The sequence below is a fragment of the Methylobacterium sp. AC690 genome, from assembly GCF_979256535.1.
In genome coordinates this window covers 12,767-31,522 of record NZ_CEEDOX010000021.1, presented here as the reverse complement: position 1 = coordinate 31,522, position 18,756 = coordinate 12,767, and the positions used below count along the sequence as shown (strand labels likewise).

General features: G+C 67.7%; 12 protein-coding genes and 1 pseudogene. 8 read left to right on the top strand and 5 right to left on the bottom strand.

The window, feature by feature from the left end; translation table 11 throughout:
* Positions 1-22: 22 nt before the first annotated feature.
* Complete coding sequence (locus tag AC0IY1_RS21290) at positions 23-967, top strand: aspartate carbamoyltransferase catalytic subunit (protein WP_055951076.1); 945 nt, start codon at positions 23-25, stop codon at positions 965-967.
* A 22-nt stretch (positions 968-989) separates the two neighbouring features.
* Here AC0IY1_RS21290 and purN read toward each other — a convergent pair whose 3' ends face one another.
* Positions 990-1,670: a phosphoribosylglycinamide formyltransferase gene (gene purN, locus AC0IY1_RS21285; RefSeq protein WP_471772207.1), complete on the bottom strand. Its 681-nt coding sequence runs from the start codon at positions 1,668-1,670 to the stop codon at positions 990-992.
* Entirely contained in the window at positions 1,670-2,737 is a 1,068-nt protein-coding gene (gene purM, locus AC0IY1_RS21280; RefSeq protein WP_055951073.1) for a phosphoribosylformylglycinamidine cyclo-ligase, read from the bottom strand. The genes purN and purM overlap by 1 nt, the downstream gene beginning before the upstream one ends.
* A 253-nt stretch (positions 2,738-2,990) precedes the next feature.
* Here purM and AC0IY1_RS21275 point away from each other — a divergent pair, with 253 nt between their 5' ends.
* The 6 genes and pseudogenes from AC0IY1_RS21275 (at position 2,991) to AC0IY1_RS21250 (ending at position 10,397) form a co-directional block, all read left to right on the top strand.
* On the top strand, positions 2,991-4,082 hold the full coding sequence (locus AC0IY1_RS21275; protein ID WP_055951071.1) for an AI-2E family transporter: 1,092 nt from the start codon (positions 2,991-2,993) through the stop codon (positions 4,080-4,082).
* A 6-nt stretch (positions 4,083-4,088) separates the two neighbouring features.
* Complete coding sequence (locus tag AC0IY1_RS21270; protein ID WP_471772277.1) at positions 4,089-4,847, top strand: P-loop NTPase family protein; 759 nt, start codon at positions 4,089-4,091, stop codon at positions 4,845-4,847.
* A gap of 132 nt (positions 4,848-4,979) precedes the next feature.
* Entirely contained in the window at positions 4,980-7,400 is a 2,421-nt protein-coding gene (locus AC0IY1_RS21265; RefSeq protein WP_471772275.1) for an RNA degradosome polyphosphate kinase, read from the top strand.
* 22 nt (positions 7,401-7,422) lie between these two features.
* Positions 7,423-8,971, top strand: a pseudogene (ppx, locus tag AC0IY1_RS21260) (exopolyphosphatase).
* A gap of 52 nt (positions 8,972-9,023) precedes the next feature.
* Positions 9,024-9,353 (top strand): hypothetical protein, encoded by a 330-nt coding sequence (locus AC0IY1_RS21255; RefSeq protein ID WP_055951067.1) that lies wholly within the window; start codon positions 9,024-9,026, stop codon positions 9,351-9,353.
* A 297-nt stretch (positions 9,354-9,650) separates the two neighbouring features.
* Positions 9,651-10,397, top strand: coding sequence for a class I SAM-dependent methyltransferase (locus AC0IY1_RS21250; protein WP_471772205.1), 747 nt, complete (start codon positions 9,651-9,653; stop codon positions 10,395-10,397).
* A 19-nt stretch (positions 10,398-10,416) separates the two neighbouring features.
* Here AC0IY1_RS21250 and AC0IY1_RS21245 read toward each other — a convergent pair whose 3' ends face one another.
* The gene (locus AC0IY1_RS21245; RefSeq protein ID WP_471772204.1) at positions 10,417-11,862 is read right to left on the bottom strand and encodes an acetamidase/formamidase family protein; all 1,446 of its coding nucleotides are present in this window, start codon (positions 11,860-11,862) and stop codon (positions 10,417-10,419) included.
* A 205-nt stretch (positions 11,863-12,067) separates the two neighbouring features.
* Between AC0IY1_RS21245 and AC0IY1_RS21240 the strand changes: the two genes are divergently transcribed.
* Complete coding sequence (locus AC0IY1_RS21240; RefSeq protein ID WP_471772201.1) at positions 12,068-13,513, top strand: helix-turn-helix transcriptional regulator; 1,446 nt, start codon at positions 12,068-12,070, stop codon at positions 13,511-13,513.
* A 109-nt stretch (positions 13,514-13,622) separates the two neighbouring features.
* On the opposite strand, the gene AC0IY1_RS21235 is transcribed toward AC0IY1_RS21240, so the two are convergent.
* Positions 13,623-16,445, bottom strand: a complete 2,823-nt coding sequence (locus AC0IY1_RS21235) for a bifunctional transaldolase/phosoglucose isomerase (RefSeq protein WP_471772199.1) — start codon at positions 16,443-16,445, stop codon at positions 13,623-13,625.
* A gap of 195 nt (positions 16,446-16,640) precedes the next feature.
* Positions 16,641-18,716, bottom strand: coding sequence for a transketolase (gene tkt, locus AC0IY1_RS21230; RefSeq protein WP_471772196.1), 2,076 nt, complete (start codon positions 18,714-18,716; stop codon positions 16,641-16,643).
* Positions 18,717-18,756: the final 40 nt, after the last annotated feature.

The window sequence follows — 18,756 nt, the reverse complement described above, 5'->3', positions numbered from 1 at the left end:
AGCCTATAGCCCTGGACCCAGCATGACAGCCGCGCCTCCCAGTTTCCCCCACCGGCACCTGCTCGGGATCGAGGGGCTCTCCCGACCCGACATCGAAATCCTGCTTGACCGAGCGGAGGATGCCGTCGCGCTCTCGCGTCAGGTCGAGAAGAAGCGCACAACCCTGCGCGGTCGCACCCAGATCAACCTGTTCTTCGAGCCCTCGACGCGGACGCAGAGCTCCTTCGAGCTCGCCGGTAAGCGCCTCGGAGCCGATGTGATGAACATGTCGGTCGCCTCGTCCTCGGTGAAGAAGGGCGAGACCCTCATCGACACCGCTGCCACCCTCAACGCCATGCGCCCCGACATCATCGTGGTGCGCCACCACGCGGCAGGCGCCGTACACCTCCTGGCCCGCAAGGTCGATTGCGCCGTCGTCAATGCCGGCGATGGCGCCCACGAGCACCCCACGCAGGCGCTCCTCGACGCGCTGACCATCCGGCGCAACAAGGGCCGGATCGAAGGCCTGCGGGTCGCGATCTGCGGTGACGTCCTGCACAGCCGCGTGGCCCGTTCGAACCTCATCCTGCTCCAGGCTCTCGGTGCCCGGGTCCGGGTGATCGGCCCCTCGACCCTGCTGCCCACCGGCATCGAGCGCTTCGGGGTCGAGGTCTTCACCGACATGCGCAAGGGTCTGGAGGGCTGCGACATCGTCATGATGCTGCGCCTGCAGCGTGAGCGCATGAACGGCTCCTTCGTGCCCTCCGTGAAGGAGTACTTCCGCTATTTCGGGCTCGATGCCGACAAGCTGCGGCTGGCGGCCTCCGATGCCCTGGTGATGCATCCGGGCCCGATGAACCGCGGCGTCGAGATCTCCTCGGAGATCGCCGACGGAGCGCAGTCGCTCATCCGCGAGCAGGTCGAGATGGGCGTGGCCGTGCGCATGGCGGTGCTGGAAGCCCTGGCGACGCATCTGCCGAACGCGTGAGACGACTGTAGCGTCTGGCCGCCTAGAGGCTGAGCAGCGCCCCCTCCGCTCCCAGCACCCCCTCAGAGAAGACCACCCGCGCGCCATCGAGGCGGGCTTGGCCGCCCGCGACGAGGGCCAGGGCCTGCGGATAAAGCCGGTGCTCCTGCACCAGGATGCGGGCGGCGAGGGCGTCGGCATCGTCGCCAGGCCGGACGGGCACGGCACCCTGCGCGATGATCGGGCCGGCATCGAGTTCGGGCACGACGTAGTGCACGGTGCAACCATGCAGCCGCACCCCGGCGGCGAGCGCCTGTTCGTGGGTGTGCACACCCTTGAACAGCGGCAGCAGGGAGGGATGGATGTTGATCATCCGGCCGGCCCAGGTCTCGACGAACCCGGCGGTGAAGATCCGCATGAAGCCGGCGAGACACACGAGGTTGATGCCGGCCGCCTCCAATTCGGCGTGCAGCGCGGCATCGAAGGCCTCTCGGCTCGGGTAGGCCTTGTGATCGACGGCACGAGTCGGAATTCCACGCTCGGACGCGTAGGTCAGGCCAGGCGCTTCGGGGCGATTGGATGCCACCAGCACGATCTCGGCGGGGTAATCCGGCGCCTCGGCCGCAGCGATCAGCGACGCCATGTTCGAGCCGCGCCCCGAGATGAGAATCGCGACGCGGACCTTGCGGCCAACCGAAGACGACGATGTTGGTAGGGCCGCCATCAGAAGGCGAGCCGGCCTTCGAAGGTCACGGGCTCGGTCCCGCGCGGGGTGATGCGGCCGAGGCGGACCGGGGATGCGCCCCCGAGGTCGAGGGCCTTCGACACCGCGCTCACGCTCTCGGGCGCCACCACCACGACCATGCCGATGCCGCAGTTGAAGGTGCGCAGCATCTCGGATTCGGCGACCGCGCCGACATCCGACAGCCAGCCGAAGACCGGTGGCGGGATGATCGCGTCGAGGTCGATGCGGATGCCGACGCCGTCGGGCAGCACCCGAGGCAGGTTGTCCGGGAAACCGCCGCCGGTGATGTGGGCGAGCGCCTTGATCCCATCGGTGGTACGCAGGGCTGCCAGCAACGGCTTGACGTAGATCTGGGTCGGCTCCAGCAGGGCTTCGCCGAGGGTCCGGGCAGGCTCGAAGGGCGCAGGATCGTCGTAGGACAGGCCGCTCTTCTCGACGATGCGGCGCACCAGCGAGAAGCCGTTGGAGTGGACCCCCGAGGACGGCAGGCCAAGGACGACGTCGCCGGGCACGATGTTGCCGCGGGGCAGCAGGGTCCCACGCTCGGCCGCCCCGACGCTGAAACCGGCGAGATCGTAGTCGGATCCGTCGTAGAGGCCCGGCATCTCGGCAGTCTCGCCACCGATGAGCGCACAGCCGGCGAGCCGACACCCGGCCGCGATGCCCCGCACGATGTCAGCGCCCACGCCTGGCACCAGCTTGGCGGTGGCGAAATAGTCGAGGAAGAACAACGGCTCGGCGCCCTGCACGATGATGTCGTTGACGCACATGGCCACGAGATCGATGCCGATGGTGTCGTGCCGGTTCGTCTCAATGGCGATCTTGACCTTGGTGCCGACGCCGTCATTGGCCGCCACCAGGATCGGATCCTTGAAACCCGCGGCCTTCAGATCGAACAGGCCGCCGAACCCACCGATCTCGGCATCGGCCCCCGGTCGGCGGGTGGCGCGCACCAGCGGCTTGATCGTCTCGACCATGGCGTTGCCGGCATCGATGTCGACGCCCGCTTCCGCGTAGGTCATTCCGTGTCTGGGCTCGCCGGTCATCCGCGCCGCTCTCCGAAGGTCCGTGTTCCGCGACCTCTAACCGCTCCCGCGCGCCTTCGCGAGTCCGTCCTTGCAGGTCGCCCCTCGTGGGTTAGCGGGTATTCGCAGCGAGGTCCCCGGCCTGGGCTCCGCCAGCGGGGCGCGCGAAACGTCGGCATGCGCCCCGCAGCCTTGACCGCGGTCCCTCGCGTTCCCACTGTTGATCCGTGAACGGCGACGTCGCGCACACGACGATTGGGGCGGGGAACGGCCGATGCGCGGCAGGGCGATGATCGGGCTGATGGCCCTCGTGGGCTTTGCCCTCCTGCTCTATCTGCTCGCCGACGTCATGCTGCCCTTCGTGGCGGGCCTCGCGCTGGCCTATCTCCTCGACCCGATCGCGGACCGGCTCGAGCGCCTCGGGCTCGGGCGGCTCTCGGCCTCGCTGTTGATTCTCGCGGTCTTCGTGGTTGGGCTCGTGGTGGTCCTGCTGCTCGTGGTGCCGCTCGCCGCCAACCAGGTCTCCGCCCTCGTGGCGACCCTGCCCGGCATGGTCTCGCGACTGCAGGGGATCCTCGCCGAGCGGGCGGGCCCGCTGCTGCAGCGGGTGGGTGGCGCCGACGTGCTCACCGACCTGCAGTCGCAGGTCGGCACCCTGGTGGGGCAGGGCGGCACCTGGTTCCTGACTTTCCTGAAGTCCTTGTGGTCGGGCAGCCAGGCGCTGATCTCCATTGCGTCGCTCCTCGTCGTCACGCCCGTGGTGGCATTCTACCTTCTCGTCGACTGGGACCGGATGATCGGGACCCTCGATGGCTGGGTACCGCCCCGGCATCGGCCGGTCGTACGGCGCCTCGGGCGTGAGATCGACGGGGCAGTGACGGGGTTCGTCCGCGGGCAGACCCTGGTCTGCCTCATTCTCGGCACCTTCTACGCCGTCGGATTGTTCCTCGTCGGATTGAATTTCGGTGTCCTCATCGGTCTCATCGCGGGCTTCCTCACCTTCATCCCCTATGTTGGGACGCTGACCGGCTTCCTGCTCTCGGTCGGCGTTGCCCTTGCCCAGTTCTGGCCGGGTTCCGACTGGCTGCATATCGGCCTCACCATCGGGGTGTTCGTGGTCGGACAATTTCTCGAAGGCAACATCATCTCACCCAAGCTCGTGGGCGAATCGGTCGGCCTTCACCCGGTCTGGCTCATGTTTGCGCTCCTCGCCTTCGGCTCTCTGTTCGGCTTCCTCGGGCTGTTGCTGGCCGTTCCGGTAGCGGCGTCCATCGGCGTGCTGGTCCGCTTCGTCCTGGAGCGCTACCTCCGAAGTCCGCTCTACTACGCGGACGCACCCGCGCTCCTGTCAAAGCCCGAACCCTGAATGGCAATCCGCGACACCGTTCCCCCGAAGCAGCTGGCCTTCGACCTGCCGGCCGACCCGCGCTATGGCCGCGAGGACTTCCTCGTGGGACCGGCCAACGAGGCCGCTTACACGCTGATCGAGGCGTGGCCGCATTGGCCCGACACGGTGTGCCTGCTCACCGGACCACCGGGCAGCGGCAAGAGTCACCTCGCCTCGATCTGGGCGACTCGCTCCCATGCCTGGACGGCCCGGGCTTCCGAGATTACCGCAGCAACGGTGCCGCACTTCCTCTCCAACGGCGCCCTGGTGATCGAGGACATCGACCGGATCGGCGCAGACGGGGGCGCCCCCCGCGACGAGGCGGCCCTGTTCCACCTCCTCAACCTTGCGCGCGAGCGCGCCTGCCCAGTCCTCGTCACCTCCGCCACCTCAGTGGATGGGCTTGGCCTGACAACGGCGGACCTACGTTCCCGCCTGCGCCTCGCCCCCGGCGCCACCATCCTGCCCCCGGACGACGCCCTGTTGCGCGCGGTCCTCGTCAAGCTGTTCGTCGACCGACAACTCGTGGTGGATCTCGCGATCGTTGAGGCTCTGGCGCTGCGAATCGACCGCTCCCTCGGGCGCGCCCGAGAGGTGGTCACCGCCCTGGACCGGGATGCCTTGAGCCGGGGCCGACGTATCACCAAACCCCTGGCACTGGCGGTGCTGGAGCGCCTCGGTTTCGGAGCCGGGGAACCGGAAGACGAGGACGAGGCGGATCCCGAGGATCATGCCCCGCGCTGAGGACGGCATGCCGACACGACGGACGACCGACGATCGTGCCAAAGATCGTCATGCAACCGTCACAAACGCCGGCCCGCCCCGTGCTACGACGCCGACCCTCGAAGACCTGTAGGAGACGAACTCTTGGCGGACATGGACTCGGACGCGACGGCAGCGGATGTCGGAACCCCGCGTGCCACCGAGGGCCGTACGCGGGCCGCCCGGCCCGCCGCCCGGCGAGTCGGGCAGCCCGCAGCGGTGGCTTCGAAACCCCAGCCGGGGAAGACGGTGCGGGATGTGCTTCCGGATACCAGGGAACCCGTCTCCGATGCCCTGCCTGATGCCGATCTCGACCTGCCGCCCCCGGGAGAGCTGCCGCCTCCTCCCGCCGAGGCCCCCCTCGGCGCGGAGGCGCGTGATTCCGTGCGGGAGGCGGGGCTCGCCCTGCGCCACTCCCCCGAGCGCTTCGTCAACCGCGAGCTGTCCTGGCTTCAGTTCAACCGTCGGGTGCTGGAGGAGGCCTCGAACGCCAACCACCCTCTCCTGGAGCAGGTCCGTTTCCTCTCGATCTCGGCGAACAACCTCGACGAATTCTTCATGGTGCGCGTCGCTGGCCTGCACGATCAGGTCCGTGCCGGTCTCGTTCTACCCTCGCAGGACGGCCTGACCCCGGCCGAACAGCTGACGCGCGTAGGCACCGAGGTCTCGCGGCTCGCCCTCGATCAGCAGGCGCGCTGGCGCGAATTGCGCGGTGAACTCCTCGGCGTCGGCATCGAACTCATGGAGCCCGCCGGCCTGACCCAGGATCACAAGGCGTGGCTGGAAGACTACTTCCTCAACCATGTCTTCCCGGTCCTGACGCCGCTCGCCATCGATCCGGCGCACCCGTTCCCGTTCATTCCGAATCTCGGCTCGACCATCGCGCTGATGCTGGTGCGCCCCCGTGACGGCCGCACCCTGCGCGCGCTGATCCGTCTGCCGGCGGTGCTCGACCGCTTCGTGCGCCTGCCGGATGCCGAGAACGATTCGACCGCCCGCTTCATCGCCATCGAGCAGGTCATCGTGCTGTTCACCGGGCGGCTCTTCCCGGGATACGCCTTGCGCGGACAGGGCGCGTTTCGCGTCATCCGCGACTCGGATCTCGAAATCGAGGAGGAGGCCGAGGATCTCGTCCTGCATTTCGAGACGGCCCTCAAGCAGCGCCGCCGCGGCGTCGTCATCCGGCTGGAGGTCGAGGCCGGAATGCCCGAGGACCTGCGTGCCTTCGTGGCCGACGAACTCGAGATCGGCAGCGACGCGGTGATCTTCGTGGAGGGGATGCTGGCCCTGAACGAGCTGTCGCAGATCGTGGGCATCGACCGGCCGGACCTGAAATTCAAGTCCTACAACCCCCGCTTCCCCGAGCGCATCCGCGAGAGCGGCGGCGATGTCTTTGCGGCCATTCGACAGAAGGACTTCATCGTCCACCACCCCTACGAATCCTTCGACGCGGTGGTACAGTTCCTCGCTCAGGCTGCCCGCGACCCCAACGTGGTGGCGATCAAGCAAACGCTTTATCGCACCTCCTCGAACTCCCCGATTGTCGCGGCGCTGGCGGAAGCCGCCGAGCTCGGCAAGTCAGTGACGGCGCTGGTCGAGCTGAAGGCCCGCTTCGACGAGGAAGCCAACATCCGCTGGGCGCGCAACCTGGAGAAGGCCGGCGCGCAGGTGGTGTTCGGCTTCATCGAGCTGAAGACCCATGCCAAGCTGTCCATGGTGGTCCGGCGCGAGGGCGACCGCCTCGTCACCTACTGCCACGTGGGCACCGGCAACTATCACCCGATCACCGCGCGCATTTACACCGACCTCTCCTTCTTCACGGCCGATCCCGCCGTGGCGCGGGATGTCAGCCGGATCTTCAACTTCATCACCGGCTACGCGGAGCCCGCCGAGCTGGAGCGGATGTCGGTCTCGCCGCTGACTCTGAAACCGCGCCTCTTGGAGAACATCGAGGCGGAAGTGGCCCACGCCAAGGCCGGACGGCCGGCCGCGATCTGGATCAAGTGCAACTCGCTGGTCGACCAGCAGATCATCGACGCGCTCTACGACGCCTCCCAGGCCGGCGTGCAGATCGACTGCGTGGTCCGCGGCATCTGCTGCCTCCGACCCGGGATCCCGGGGCTGTCGGAGACGATCCGCGTCAAGTCGATCGTCGGGCGCTTCCTGGAGCACGGGCGCATCTACTGCTTCGGAAACGGCGTTGGGCTGCCCCACCCCAAGGCTGTCGTCTACATCTCGTCAGCGGACCTGATGAGCCGGAATCTTGATCGCCGGGTCGAGGCGCTCCTGCCGATCACCAATCCAACGGTGCATCAGCAGGTGCTGGATCAGATCATGCTGGCCAATCTCCTCGACAACCGCCAAAGCTGGCGTGTACTGGCGTCTGGTGCCAGCGAACGGATCCAACCTGCCGAAGGGGAGGAGCCCTTCAATGCGCACAAGTATTTCATGACGAATCCAAGCCTGTCCGGGCGTGGCAAGTCGTCGAAGAAGTCGAGCCCGCGCGCCCTGAGCCGACGCGCGCAGCGTGGCTGACGGACCGTCCAGAGGAGCCCGCATGGGCCTCGACCCAGCCCGCCCCGCGCCCATCCAGGGCCCCCCCTTGTCTGGGGCCGGGGACCACATCGAGCCGGTGGCGATCATCGACATCGGTTCGAACTCGGTGCGGCTCGTCGCCTATGACGGCCTGACCCGGGCGCCCACCCCGCTCTATAACGAGAAGGTGCTGTGCGGCCTCGGTCGCAACGTGCTGTCCACGGGCCGCCTCAACGAGGAGGCGGTGCGCCGGGCGCTCGTAGCGCTCGCGCGTTTCCGCGTGCTTTGCGAGACCATGCGCGTGTCGCGCACCTTCGTGCTGGCCACCGCTGCCGCACGCGACGCCGAGAACGGCCAGGAATTTCTGGCTGCGGCGGAAGCCGCCTGCGGCCAGCGCATCGAACTGCTCTCCGGCCGGCGCGAGGCCGAACTCTCGGCGCTGGGCGTCATCTCGGGCTTCCACGCACCCGACGGCGTCGTGGGCGACCTCGGCGGGGGGGTCCCTGGAACTGGTGGATGTACGTGGGGCCACGGTCGGGATGGGCGTAACGATGCCGCTCGGCGGCCTCGCTCTCCAGGATCTCTCGGGCGGCTCGGTCAAGAAGGCCCTCAAGATCGTCCGCGAGAACCTGAAGAAGGCCGCGCCGCAGCTGGAGACCCTGCGCGGGCGCAGCTTTTACGCGGTGGGCGGCACCTGGCGAGCCCTGGCGCGGCTGCATCAGTCGGCCCGGGGCTATCCGCTTCACGTCATGCACGGTTACAGCGTCGAGCCCTCGGACGAGTTGAACTTCCTCGAGGTGGTGGAGCGCACCGACGCGGCCCTGCTGCAGGATGTCGAGAGCGTGTCCGAGGCGCGCCGTCCGCTCCTCGCCTACGGCGCGGTGGTGCTGGAGGAAATCATCCGGATCGGACGCCCGCGCGAGCTTGCGATCTCGGCCAGCGGCGTGCGCGAGGGCCTGCTCTACGAGCAACTCGACCGTCATGCTCGCCTTGCCGACCCGCTGCTGGCGGCGGCGGCCGAATTGAACACTCTGCGTGCTCGCTCGCCGGGCCATGCAGAGGATCTCATCACCTGGAGCGACCGCTTCATCGCCAGCCTCGATCAGCCCGAGACCGCCGACGAACGTCGCCTGCGCCACGCAGCCTGCTTCCTGTCCGATATCGGCTGGCGGGCGCACCCGGATTACCGCGGCGAGCAGAGCGTCAACGTCATCACGCATGCAGCCTTCGTCGGGATCGACCATCCGGGCCGGGCCTATCTGGCGCTGGCCATCTACTTCCGCCACGAGGGAATCGCCCCCGAAAAGGCGAGCCCGATGCTGCGCAACCTCGCGGGCCCCCGCCTGTTCGAGCGCGCCCGTCTCCTCGGCGCCCTGCTGCGCCTCGCCTTTCCGCTCTCGGCCGGCATGGCGGGGGCACTGGGACGGATTCCCGTCACCATCGAGGGGGGTCGAGTGACACTGAGCCTTCCGGCGGACCAGGGCTCACTCCCCGGCGATCGGATCCTCAACCGGGTGCGCGGGCTCGGTCGCCTGTTCGGACTCGAAGGCCGGATCGTCGAGGCGGATTGAACCAAAACGCAAGCGGAACCGTTTTCCGCGTCCGGCAAGGAGATTTACGGACATGAAGTCACTCTGTGCAGCAGCGGTTCTGGGGCTGACGGTCCTCGGCTCGATAAGCCCTGTTCTGGCCCAGCCCTACCGTGGATACGAGGACGGCTATCGCGGCCGCGACGAGGGGTATCGGGGCCGGGACGACGGCTATCGCGACCGCGACGGCGATTTCCGGGATCGCGGCCGCGGTTATGGCCGGCGGGACTACGGCTTCGATGAGGGCGAATACCTGCGCTGCAATCCCGATGTCCGGCGAGCCGTCAATCGCGGCCAGATGGAATCCGGCGCCGCGCATTATCGCGTGTTCGGTCGCCGCGAAGGTCGTCGTCTGAGCTGCTGACGTGCGCGACCGAGGCCGGCAACTCGGGGCGACCTCTCCGAGACGCCGGTCCCGGTGTCGAGTCCAGGCTTGGGATTGGGGCGCCTGAAGAGCATCAATGCGGGGCCGCAGCGATAGCCGTGGTGCCGCTTCGCACGATGTGTCCGGTTGGGTCTTCCCTGGCGAAGGCGAGCAGCCGCGGGCGTTCATGGGTCGCAGGCTGAGGATTCTCGGCTTCGAAACGCGGCGCTCGCGACTCGGACCTGCGCCCGGGCGGATCGGGGCAGCCCCTCAAGCAGGAAGGGCCTGGCAGCGCCGATGCGTTTCAAGGATCATTTTTCGACCCAGGCGGCCGGGTATGCGGCGCACCGGCCGACCTACCCGGGGGCCCTGGTCGATGCGCTCGCGGATGCCGCGCCGGCGCGCGCTTTGGCCCTTGATTGCGCCTGCGGCACTGGACAACTCTCGGTCCTGCTCGCCGATCGGTTCGAGCACGTCGTCGCCACCGACGCGAGTGCCGCGCAGATTGCCCATGCGAGGCCTCATGCCCGCGTCGTATACAGCGTAGCGCCTGCCGAGCAGAGCAATCTGCCGGCGGCGAGCGTCGACCTCGTCACGGTTGCCCAGGCAGCCCACTGGCTCGAACTCCCTGCCCTCTACGCTGACGTCCGGCGGGTCGCGCGTCCCGGGGCAATCCTGGCCCTCATCACCTACGGGGTGCTGCACATCGATGATGCGGCCCTCGATGCCGTGATGCAGCGCTTCTACGGAGAAACCCTCGGCCCCTACTGGCCGCCCGAGCGCCGCCATGTGGAGGATGGGTATCGCACGCTCCTGTTCCCCTTCCCGGCCGTCGCGATGCCGGAACTCGCCATCACGCAGTCCTGGGGACTTTCCGACCTGATTGGCTACACGGAGACCTGGTCGGCGGCCCGGGCGCTGGAGACCGCGCTGGGCCGGGGGCCGATCCTGGCCTTTCAGGAGACCCTGGCCGCGACCTGGGGCGCCCCCGACGCGCGGAGGACCATCCGCTGGCCCTTATCGCTGCGCGCCGGCCGCGTCTGACCCGGGTGCCAACCGCGGATCAGGTCGCGCGCACTGGGAAGATCGATTTCTTCACGATGGCGTGGACGCCCCAATTCCCATCCACCACCTGGGTGATGCCGAAATCCACCGCGACGGACATGAGGGAGATCGCTTCGTCCTCGGTCAGTCCGTGTCCGTGCATCAGGAACTGACGCATCTTGCGGAATGCATCCCGCATGGCGAGGTCGATGGAAGATCTGGCGAAAATCGCGTTCTGTGCGTCGGGCCCGAGATCGGCCAGATAGTTTGGATAGCTGAAGCCTGAGAGCACCCAATCGTCGGCCGTCTCGATCATCGGAAAATCGAGGGTCTCGAGAGCCGTACCGGGAAGATCCGCCTTCTTGTGCAGGATGAACTGGAAGGTGCCGGTGAGCGAGCACTCGATGGCAGTGCCGCAGAGTTCGGAATCGCCCTGGCTCGCATGGGGGTCGCCCACCGAGAAAAGGGCACCCGGCACTGCGACAGGATAGTAGAGGGTCGCGCCCTTGCCGATGCGCCAGTTGTCGATGTTGCCACCGGTGTAGCTCGGCGGAATCGAGTTCACCATCTCGGCTTCCTTGGGTGCCAAGCCCATCGTGCCGAAATGCGGTCGGATCGGCACGCGGAAGCCCTTGAGCACATCGAAGTTGCGCTTCGTGCGGGTGTGATCCACCGGCAGGCCTGGATAATCGATGGTCGGGTGGTCGACACCGGACGGGTCCGTCACGCCCGGCCAGCGAAAGCTGTAGACCGCCTGTGCCCAGTCGCGCGCGCCGGTGGCATCGACCTCGTAGATCGTCACGACCTCGCGGGGTCGATCTCCGGTGATCATGTCCTTGTAGTGGTAACCCCAGTTCGCGGCGGCATTGCTGCCGAAGGTGCGGCCCTTGAAGGTGGGGTTGGCCGAGGGGCGGGGCATCACGTCCAGGATGCGGACCTCGAGGACATCGCCGGGCTCGGCTCCGCGGATCGCCACCGGGCCGGTACAGATATGCACGCCGAGGCCGCCCCCGGGTCCGAATTTGGTGTCCTCCGGCCCGGCCCCGCGTCGAGCGACGCCCTTCTTCTCCCTGGTCCACAGAAAGACGCTCTCCGCGCCGGGATCGCCGGTCACCATGCGCTCGGCATCGTCGTTGGCGTGGTGCGTCAGGGTCTCGATGGTGACGTAGTCGCCGGAATCAATCTCGACCTGCGGTTTCAGGCTGCGGCTGAAATAGCCCCAATGCACAGTCTCGGCCGTGGCCGGCAGGTGGTAATGCGCCGTCCGCTTCGGACCATGCTGTGCGCTCGTCTGGGCCAGGGCCGCACCAGGCAACGTGAGGCCACCGGCCATCAGAGCCGCAGCACCACCCGAGGCAACGAACCCGCTCTTCAGGAAGGCGCGCCGCTCCGGTTCGAGGTCGCCGAGCAGGCGCCGCCGATGCTCCGTAAAGTGGCTACAACCCGGATCGTCACCTTGGCACATCGCGATCTCCCGCCTAACCCATTCAGCAGGAATATTGCATGCAAAGCCGCGGCCACGCTTCCGGGGCCGGGACATTTCGGCAACGAGTCGGACGCTCCTGCGTTTGTTCCTCGAGCGAACGGCTTCGTTTGCGTGAGGAGCGCCGACGCACCCGGGCGTTCTCTCCGGTGCCGGCGCTGCTTCTGTACACAGGATGCCAAAACCCTTGACGACGGGCGTCGACCGTTCCCAGCTGCACCAAATCATCGCCGGGCTTTCCGAGGGCGTAATTCTCATCGAGCCCGATCAGCATATCACCTGGGCCAACGCGGCGGCCCTCGCGATGCACGGAGCGGCCGATCTCGCCGAACTGGGCGGAACGGTCTCGGCCTTTCGCGAGACCTTCGTCCTGCGCTACCGCAACAACCACGTCATCACGCGCACCCCGATCGAGCGCGTTCTGGCCGGCGAGACCTTCGATGAGGTCATCGTCAATGTCCGACGAACGGACAGGCCGGACTTCGATGTGATGCAGCGCATCCGCAGCCTCATCATCCGGGATGCGGCGGGCCAGCCCGATTGCCTCGTGCTGATCCTTGCGGACGTCACGTCGCAATTCCAGGCCGAGGAACGCTTCGAAAAGACGTTCAGCGCCAACCCCGCACCGGCCGTGATCTGCCGGCTGTCGGACCTGCGCCATGTGAAGGTCAATCTCGGCTTCCTGGAAATGACGGGCTATCGCAGCGCGGACATCATCGGGCGCAGCGTCTACGAGGTCGACGTGCTCAACGACGCTCGCAGCCGGGACTTGGCCATCGCACGCCTCAACGCGGGCGAGACGATTCCGCAGATGGAGGCCTGCCTGCGTCTGCCCAACGGTGGGACCCGCTTCGTCATCGTGGCAGGCCAGCCCATCGACATGGGCGACGAGCCCTGCATGCTCTTCACCTTCGCCGATCTCGAATTGCGCAAGAAGGCCGAGACGGCCCTGCGCCACAGCGAGGAGCGCTTCGCCACCGCATTCCGCCTCACGCCCGTGCCGACTCTGCTGTGTCGGGCCGATGGCCTCGCCGTGATCGGGATCAACCATGCCTTTACACGGACCTTCGGTCATGCGGAGGACGCCGTGCTGGGGCACGAACTCGACGCGATCGGCCTTTGGGCCAACGCCGCTCAGCGCGAGCGCTTCGGACATGACCTTGCCGCGCAAGGCAGCGTTCTCGGCTTCGAGGCCTGCCTGCGGAGCCGGGAGGGGGTCGATCTAGACTGCCTGGTCTCGGCCGAGAGCGTCACCATCGGCGACGAACCCTGTCTGCTCGCGGTGCTGCAGGACATCAGCGATCGCAAGCGCTCCGAGCGCGACTTGTTCGACGCGATCGAGACCGTGATGGCCGACACCTCATGGTTCAGCCGCGGCCTGATCGACAAGCTCGGCAGCCTGCGTCATCCGAGTTCGTCGGAGCCCGCACCGATCAGGCCCGATCTCACCCGCCGCGAGGGCGAGGTGCTCCGCCTGATCTGCCAGGGCCTCGGCGACGGCGCCATCGCCACGCGCTTAGGGTTGACCCCCAACACGGTGCGCAACCACGCGGCCGCGCTCTATCGCAAGCTCGGCATTCATCGCCGCGGCGAGGCGATCATCTGGGGACGGGACAACGGCTTCGCGTCGTAGCCCGGTGCTGCGGCCGCTCCGGATCAGCTCCCTTGGCAAAGAGCCGCCCGCTCCCAGTCGGAAGCGGGCGGTTCCTTAGGTTTCTCGCCGGGGTCCCCGAGAGCCGAGGCTAGAGCGCAGCGCGTATCGCCGCGGCGATACGCTTCAGGCCGGCCTCGACCTGACCGCCCTTGATATGGACGCGCAGGGCCCGGCGCCGGCGCTCGGCCAGGACCGCGAAATCCCCCCGGGCCTGGGCCGCCACCACCGTGCCGAACCCGAGGCTGCGCCCGGGAATGGCGAGATCCGCCGACGGATCGGCAGTGATCTGCAGGAACACGCCGGTATCGGGCCCGCCCTTGTAGGCCTGGCCGGTGGAGTGCAGGAAGCGCGGCCCGAATTCGAGACAGGTTGCGAGGCGGCGCTTATCGCGCAGCGCCACCCGGGCCTCCTGCAGGATCGCATGGTGACCGGCATTGCGCGCCACATAGGCGAGGAGCGCGACGTAGTCGCCGTCCTTCGCCCGCGCAAGATGGGCGGCGATGGCGCCCTCGAGCCCTTGCGTGGCCTGGGGTAGGGCGCCGGCATTGGCCGCATCTGCGTAGAGGGCGATCGTCTCGTCGGCGAATAGGGGCGTCTCGCCCGGCAGGGCGCCGCTCTTCTCGGCCGCGTCGAACAGCTTCTTCGTCTCGATCTTGCTCGCCTCGACATCGGGCTGGTCGAAGGGATTGATACCGAGCATCGCGCCCGCCACTGCCGTGGCGATCTCGAAGCGGAAGAATTCCTGCGGCAGCTGTTCCGCGTTGGCCAGGGTGATATGCGCCACCGGGTGGCCCTCACGCTCGAGATTGCGCACCGCCTCATCCTGGTGGGGATCGGCACGGCCATCAAGGCGCAGATAGACGAAGAAACGATCACGGCCGTAGACCGCGGGCACGTCGACGGGCTCGCCGTCGATGGGGATGAGGCCCTTGCCCTCCTTCCCGGTGGATTCGGCGATGAGCTGCTCGGCCCAGGCGCCGAAGGTGTCGATGCCCGGGGAGGCGATGATCGTGACCTTGTCGCGCCCAGCGCTCAGCGCCGCCGCTCCCATGGCGGTGCCGAGGAGCACGCCCGGGTTCTGGGCAGGCGGCACGGCAGGGCCGCAGGAGCGGACCATGATCCGGGCGGTGTCGAGGAAGGCCTTCACGTCGATGCCCGAGGCTGCCGCCGGCACGAGGCCGAACGCCGAGAGTACGGAGTAGCGCCCGCCGATCTGCGGCACACCGTAGAAAATCTTCCGGAAGTTATCGGCCTGGGCGGCTTTTTCCATGGCCGAGCCCGGATCGGTGACGGCGACGAAGTGGGCTCCAGCCTTGTCGGCACCCACCGTCTCCTTCATCCGGCCGAGGAAGTAGTCGCGGAAGACGTTGGGCTCGAGGGTCGAGCCCGACTTGCTCGCGACGATGAACAGCGTGGTCGGCAGGCTGATCGCGGCCTCCGTCTCGCGGACCTGATCCGGATCGGTGGAGTCGAGGATCCGCAGCTGGGGGAAGCCCTCGTGGCTGCCGTAGGTCTCGGCGAGCACTTCCGGGCCAAGGCTCGAGCCGCCCATTCCGAGTACGACGACGTCACTGAAGCCACCCGCCCGCACGTCCTCGGCGAAGGCCTCGTAGTCGGCGACATGCTCGAGCTCGTCCTCGACGATGCGCAGCCAGCCGAGCCAGCGGTCCTCGTCGGCCCCGCTCCACACCGTCTTGTCGTGCGCCCAGAGTCGACGGATCTTGCCGGACGCGCGCCATTCCTCGACCGCCTTCTTGGCAACGGCACCCAGAGAGTCGCCGAGCACCAGGGTCTGGGCGTCGAGCTTCGGCCCCAGGAAGTCGATGCGCTTGGTGGCCACCGCGCCGAGGAGCTTGTCGGCGGCATCGATGAAGAGCTGCACGCCCTCGTCGACCAGGGTGTCGGAGACCGTCTCGATGTTGATCCCGGCCTCGGCGAGGCGCGCCATCACGGCTTGCGCGCCCGCAACGTCGCTCTCGATGCCAGCCTTGACGGTGCCGTGATCGCGGAACGCGTCCATGGTGGCCGGCGGCATGGTGTTGACGGTGTCGGGACCGATCAGTTCCTCGACGTAGAGCACGTCGGAATAGGCCTTGTTCTTCACGCCCGTGGAGGCCCAGAGCAGGCGCTGCGCCTTGGCACCCTTTCGCGCGAGGGCCTGCCATTGCGGCTCGGCGTGGATGGCCCTGTAGCGCTGATAGGCGAGCTTGGCATTGGCGATGGCGACCTTGCCCTTGAGGTCGTCGAAGCCACCGGCCTCGTCCAGGGCTTTGTCCACCGCGACATCGATCCGGCTGATGAAGAAGCTCGCGACGCTGGCGACCTTCGACACATCACCGCCTTTGGCCGCGAAGGCCTCCAAGCCCGCGATGAAGGCGCGGGCCACCGCCTCGTAGGTGCCGACCGAGAACAGCAGCGTGACGTTGATGCTGATGCCGTCCGCGGTCAGGGCCTGGATCGCCGGGATACCCTCGCGCGTCGCCGGCACCTTCACCATCAGGTTGTCTCGGGCCACCATCTTGTGGAGGCGGCGAGCCTCAGCGAGGGTCTCCTCGGTATCGAGGGCGAGATAGGGCGAGACCTCCAGGCTGACGTAACCGTCGGCTCCGTCGGATCCGTCGTAGACCGGACGCAGCACGTCGGCGGCAGCCTGGATGTCGGCCACTGCGCAGCCTTCGTAGAGGTCGATGACGCGGGCATCGCCTTGGTCCATCACGGATTTTAAGGCGTCATCGTATTCCGACGAGCCGCCGATGGCCTTTTCGAAGATCGAGGGGTTCGAGGTGACGCCGCGCAGGCCGTCCTCGTCCACCAACGCCTTCAGCTTGCCCTGCGCAACGAAGCCGCGGGCGACGAAATCGAGCCACACGGCCTGACCCTGTTCGGGGAAGAGAGCCTTGAGCGGGTTCATGGGAAACTCCTCGTCGTCCGGGCGCCGGGCGGGGAGCCACGTCGCCGACATCCATCACCGGTTATGCACATCTCCCCCCGACGAAAGGGAGGAGAGGAGGGTAGGGTGGCCGGGCACGCTCCGGCTGCTGCGGCTGGCGGCACCGGCCCAGCCGGTGGCCCTCCCCCAGAGGAGGAGGGAGAGCGGTCGCGCAGCCTATTTCCTGTGCCGGGCGATCTGATCGCGCGCTGCTTGAAGAACCTTCTCGGGGGTGAAGCCGAACTTCGTCTGCAGGTCCTTGAGCGGCGCCGAGGAGCCGAAGGTGTGCATGCCGATGATCGTGCCCGCCGAACCCGCGTAGCGGTCCCAGCCGATCACCGAGCCCTGCTCGACGGCGACGCGGGCCAGCACCTCGGGAATGAGTACACTGTTGCGATAGCCTTCATCCTGCCGCTCGAAGAGGTCCCAGGACGGCATCGAGACGACGCGGGCCTTGACGCCCTCGGCCGTCAGGGCCTCGTAGGCCGAGACGCAGAGCTGCACCTCCGAGCCCGTACCGATGAAGATGACCTCCGGGGTTCCCGCGCAATCGGCGAGCACGTAGGCACCCTTGGCGGTGCCGGAGGCGGCAGCATACTTCGACCGATCCAGGGTCGGGAGCGGCTGGCGGCTGAGCGCCAGCACCGCCGGCTGGTCCTTCAGACTCATGATGACCCGATAGGCCTCCGCAACCTCGTTGGCATCCGCCGGGCGCAGGGTCACGAGGCCCGGGATCGCCCGCAGCGTCAGCAGCTGCTCGACCGGCTGGTGGGTGGGGCCATCCTCGCCGACACCGATCGAATCGTGCGTGAAGACGTGGAAGACCGGCACCTCCATCAATGCTGCAAGGCGGATCGGCGGACGCATGTAGTCGGCGAAGACCAGGAAGGTGGCGCCGTAAGCGCGCAGGCCCACGAGGCCGAGGCCGTTCACGATCGAGCCCATCGCGTGCTCGCGCACGCCGAAGTGGATGTTGCGACCACCGGGCTCGAAGGGTGTCAGAGAGCCGGCCCCCTCGAAGGTGAGATTGGTCTTGTTGGACGGCGCGAGGTCGGCCGAGCCGCCGAGCATGAACGGCACGTGCTGCGCGATGGCATTCAGCACTTTCCCGGAGGACTCGCGGGTGGCGAGACCCTTGGCATCCGCGTCGAAGACCGGGATGTCCTTGTCCCAGCCGGCCGGCAACCGGCCCTCGAGATAGGCATCGAGTTCCTCGGCGTGCACCGGGTCCGCGGCCTTGGCTTCGTGGAAGAAGCCCTCCCAAGTGGCGTAGAGCTCGGCACCCCGCTTGCCGATGCCGTTGCGGAAGGTGTCGTAGACCCCGTCGGGCACCAGGAACTGCGCGTCCTCCGGCCAGCCATAGGCGCGCTTGGCGCCCTTGACCTCGTCCTCGCCGAGCGGGTCCGAGTGGGCCTTGGCGGTGTTCTGCTTCTTGGGCGCGCCGTAACCGATGATCGAGTTGACGACGATCAGCGTCGGTCGGTCGCTGGACTGCAGGAAGGTCTCCAGGGCGGACGAGACCGCATGGACGTCGTTGGCGTCGGCCACGCGCAGGACCTGCCAGCCATAGGCGAGGAAGCGGGCCGCGACCTCCTCGGAGAAGGCGAGTTCGGTGTGGCCCTCGATCGTGATGGTGTTGTTGTCGTAGATCCAGCACAGGTTCGACAGGCGCAGGTGCCCGGCGATGGAAGCGGCCTCTGCGGCGACCCCCTCCATCAGGTCTCCGTCCGAGCAGATGGCGTAGACGTTGTAGTCGAACAGCGGCAGATCGGGCCGATTCAGGCGCTCGCCGAGGAACCGCCCCCCCATCGCCATGCCGACGGAGTTCGCCACACCCTGGCCAAGGGGGCCGGTGGTGGTCTCGGCGCCGGTGGTGAAGTGATATTCGGGGTGGCCGGGGGTCCGGCTGTCGAGCTGGCGGAAGTTCTTGAGGTCGTCGATGGTGAGGGCCGGGGCATTCCCGCCGTCCTTCTCGGTCACGCCCGCGAGATGGATCAGGCCGTAGAGCAGCATCGAGGCGTGGCCGGCCGAGAGGACGAAGCGGTCGCGGTTGGGCCAGTGCGGGTGCGCCGGGTCATAGCGCAGGTAGTGGTTCCAGAGGGTGTAGGCCACCGGTGCCAGCGCCATCGGGGCGCCGGCATGACCGGAATTGGCCTTCTGCACCGCGTCGATCGCGAGCGTCCGAAGCGTGTCGATGCTGAGCTTGTCGAGCTCGCTCGGGGCCGCGTTCGGCTTGGTCTCTGCTCCGCTCATCTCTCGTCGTCCTTCATCTGTGGGCTTGTTCGCCTTGAGC